Source organism: Peribacillus sp. NPDC056705 (genome assembly GCF_043656335.1).
This window is the reverse complement of sequence record NZ_JBHTYI010000080.1, coordinates 1-3,126: the sequence shown is the minus strand read 5'-3', so window position 1 is coordinate 3,126 and position 3,126 is coordinate 1. Positions and strand designations below refer to the sequence as shown.

At 49.9% G+C, this 3,126-nt stretch carries 3 protein-coding genes; 1 reads left to right on the top strand and 2 read right to left on the bottom strand.

Annotated elements, in window-relative coordinates; genetic code table 11:
* The coding region (locus tag ACFRAK_RS27400; protein WP_394572943.1) for a sensor domain-containing diguanylate cyclase at nucleotides 1-734 on the bottom strand (734 nt) is incomplete at its 3' end.
* A 51-nt stretch (nucleotides 735-785) separates the two neighbouring features.
* Nucleotides 786-1,580, bottom strand: coding sequence for an alpha/beta fold hydrolase (locus ACFRAK_RS27395; RefSeq protein ID WP_394572942.1), 795 nt, complete (start codon nucleotides 1,578-1,580; stop codon nucleotides 786-788).
* A gap of 380 nt (nucleotides 1,581-1,960) precedes the next feature.
* Between ACFRAK_RS27395 and ACFRAK_RS27390 the strand changes: the two genes are divergently transcribed.
* The coding region (locus ACFRAK_RS27390; RefSeq protein ID WP_394572941.1) for a DEAD/DEAH box helicase at nucleotides 1,961-3,126 on the top strand (1,166 nt) is incomplete at its 3' end.

Here is a 3,126-nt window from a genome sequence, read left to right as displayed (position 1 = left end):
CCGCCATAACGCGCTACGATATCCTGCTCACGAGCACTAGCGAGCAGGATGCCCGCCACACTCGACAGAACCTCGTCCCCTCGCGCATGTCCCCAAGTGTCGTTCACGCGCTTGAAATGATCGATATCGATCAGGAATAACGAGAATGGCTGATGTGTCTGTCGATACCATTGCAAATGCTCCTCGAGCTTCTCTTGAAAGTATCTACGGTTCTTCAGCCCGGTAAGCTTGTCCGTATTCGACAGTTCGACCAACACGGCATTGATCTCCATCAGCTCCGTCTGCTTCCGTTCAATCTCCATGTGAATATGCTGCAACTCACCAAGTGCCCGATCCTTCTCCCAATAAGCCTCTTCGATCTGCTTCTTGGCACTGCGCAGTTCCATCTCGTAATCGATGCGCTTTCCCATCTGTACCAGCACGCAATCCAGCCATTCCTGGCCGCCTTGCTCAAACTTTCGTCCATTCAGAATGAACGGTATGGATTCCCCGCGGCTATCCTTCAAACGGATGAACAGTTCCTCTACATGCCCATCAAGATGAATATGAGGGTAGAAGTAGGAGTGAAAGATCAACTTGTTCGCCGTTGACATCATCGCCTCGACATGCTGCTGCACTACGTCCTCTTCCCGGTATCCCAACATATCAAGGAAGGTCTGATTTACCTCTCGCACGATGCCTTTGGGGGTAATGGAAACATAGCCGCATGGTGCATATTTCAATCGCTCATCCATCGTTTATCGATCGATCCTTTCCGTACGGGGCCTTATCGAATTGCAGTAAACTTACCTCAGATACTCCTGAATCCATGCTACGGTTTCCGCCGGATGACTGATATGCGGATAATGGCCCTTCGCCTCCATGAGACGGAACGTACTGTTGTTCAAATGTTGGTGCAGATATTCGCCGGCCGCGATCGGGACAATGCTGTCATCGGAGCATTGCATAATTAAAGAAGGGACCGTAGTCCGGGATAACTCATGGCGGCAGTCGGAGAAGAAGGTTACCTCGGCGAACTCCCGGGTAATCGCCGGATCGGCCTGAATAAAGCTTCGCTCCAATTCCTTCGTCAACTTCGGCAGCTCTGGATTATTCATCGCGATCGGTGCAAGGAAGCTTGCCCATCCCGCAAAATTCATCTCCATCATTGCCAATAGCTCCAGCACATCGCTTTTGTCAAAGCCGCCGACGTAACCGTCATCGTTCAAATAACGGGCGGATGGCCCAATCATCACCAATCGATCGAATAATTCCGGCCGACGGATGGAGGCGAGCATTCCAATCATGGAACTGACAGAGTGGCCTATACATACGACTTCTTCCAGCTTCAGTGCTTCGATTACGTCCAGTACATCCTGTACATAGCCGTCCAGGCTGCTATACCGCTCCGAGGTGTATACCGATTGATCGGAATTTCCCGAGCCGACATAATCAAACAGAACGATGCGATAGTCCTGCTCGAATGCCGGCGTTATATATCTCCACATATTTTGATCACAACCAAACCCATGCGCAAACAGGAGCGTACGCTCGCCCGAACCCATGACTTTCACGTTATTTCGTATCAATACTTCATTCATGTTCACAAACTCCCCCGCTTGACTTCCTTCTCTCTACATTCTAAGGGACACCTTGCAAATATCAAGTCATTCCGGTGAATTTCCGGTCAAATCCACACGAGTTTCGTCGAAGTTACGCGAATCGAGGGATAATCTATTACACTAGATATCATATAGTTTTATTTACAAAGCGCGCAGAAACCGTCGCCATGCTTCAAATTCATTTGAAATCATTTCACTCGAACAGAACAAGCTAATGCAGAGGTAGCAGTACCACCCCTGATTTCTGGATAAACCAAATACAATCAAGAGATTCCGAGTATAATAGATAAGTATACGATAGATGCATGGTATAAGCCTGTATATATAGGTATTCGAATATAACGTAGATGAGGTTAAGGATGAACGAGAAGCAGTTTACAGATTATCGATTAAGTGAAGAGATTCGGAGAGCGCTCGATAGCCTTGGCTATACGAGGCCAACCGAGGTGCAGGCAGAGGTCATACCGGTTGCGCTGGAGAAACGGGATCTTGTGGTCAAATCCCAGACCGGCAGCGGCAAAACCGCCGCCTACGGCATTCCGCTCTGCGAGCAGGTCGAGTGGAATGAGAATAAGCCGCAAGCCTTAATCCTAACCCCCACCCGTGAACTCGCCTTACAGGTCAACGAGGACATTACAAATATTGGACGCTTTAAGCGGATCAAGGCAACGCCTCTATACGGTAGACATCCGTTCCATATGCAAAAAGCCGAGCTCAAACAAAGAACACATATCGTTGTCGGCACACCAGGGCGCGTCCTGGACCATATTCAACGCGGATCATTGTCGCTGGATCGGATTACACATCTCGTCATTGACGAAGCCGATGAGATGCTGAACATGGGCTTTATTGAACAAGTGCAGACGATCATTCAAGCGCTCCCGCGCGACAGGGTAACCATGCTGTTCTCGGCTACGTTTCCTGAGGATGTGGCTAAATTGGCCCATAAGTATATGAATCGCCCGGAGCAGATCGAGATTCAGGCAAGCGGACTCACGACAGCGACGATTGAACACGCACAAGTCCAGGTTAGAGAGGCCGATAAACTCGCCGTTCTTCAGCATCTGCTCATTGTTGAAAATCCAGATAGCTGTATTGTGTTTTGCCGGACGCAAGAGCATGTAGATACCCTATTTCGGGCACTGGCTGATCTCGGGTATCCGTGCGATCGGATTCATGGCGGCATGGAGCAGGAAGAGCGTTTCGAGGTGATGCATGCCTTCCGGCGAGGACAATTCCGCTATCTAATTGCGACCGATGTGGCCGCCAGGGGGATTGATATCTCCAATATCACCCATGTCATTAACTACGATATCCCGCTGGAGAAGGAGAGCTACGTTCACCGCACGGGACGTACGGGGCGAGCTGGTCACACCGGCAGCGCCATAACCCTCGTCTCTCCGAGGGATGCCGGAAGATTAGCCGATATCGAAGCGTATATTGGATTTGCCATTTCGAAGATGAACGCTCCCTCTGAGGAACAGGTGGATATCCATCGGGAAGCGTTCGAACGTAAGCTGAATAT